At 37.5% G+C, this 784-nt stretch carries 1 protein-coding gene; it reads left to right on the forward strand.

Annotated features, from left to right (window positions below):
* Positions 1–784 (forward strand): amino acid adenylation domain-containing protein (locus FLA105534_RS00085; protein ID WP_173964023.1); only part of this gene is annotated, 784 nt, incomplete at both ends.

Genomic DNA, 784 nt, shown 5'->3' on the forward strand with positions numbered 1-784 from the left:
GGATAAAGATTGGGCGAAGATCTCTGTTAATCCTACAACGGCTCTAAACGTTGCATTATCACCAAGTCATCTGGCTTATGTAATTTATACCTCAGGTAGTACAGGCAAGCCAAAAGGAGTAATGAATGAGCACGGTGGTATCGTAAATCGATTGTTATGGACCCAATCACATTATAAATTAAACTCTGAAGACACGATTCTTCAAAAGACATCTTTTAGTTTTGATGTTTCTGTATGGGAATTATTATGGTCTGTCACGTGTGGTTCCAGATTGGTTTTTGCCAAGGCTGAAGGTCATAAGGATGCTATTTATCTGAAAAGAATAATTGAAGAGTATAGTATCACTACAATTCATTTTGTTCCTTCGATGTTGAATGTTTTTTTGAGTTTTATAGAACCGGGAGACTGTAGTTCTTTAGAACGTGTTCTATGTAGTGGCGAAGCTTTGCAATTGGACCAGATTGTTATGTTTAGGGAGAAATTCAGTCAAGTACGTTTAGACAATTTATATGGTCCTACTGAGGCAGCGATCGATGTAAGTTCATGGGAAGTACCATTGAAAGATTCCCTTTCAGGTGTTTTAATTGGTCAGCCTGTAGACAATACTAGTTTATATGTTGTGGATGATAGTCATCAACTTTTACCAATTGGAGTAGTTGGAGAGTTATGCATTGGAGGAATTCAGGTCGCTCGTGGTTATCTGAACAAAGAAGAGTTAACCCGGGAGAAGTTTATAGAAAATCCATTTAAAGAGGGCGATAGAATTTATAAGACGGGAGATTTA

Source organism: Flavobacterium collinsii, assembly GCF_902804485.1.
In the GTDB taxonomy this organism is placed as follows: domain Bacteria; phylum Bacteroidota; class Bacteroidia; order Flavobacteriales; family Flavobacteriaceae; genus Flavobacterium; species Flavobacterium collinsii.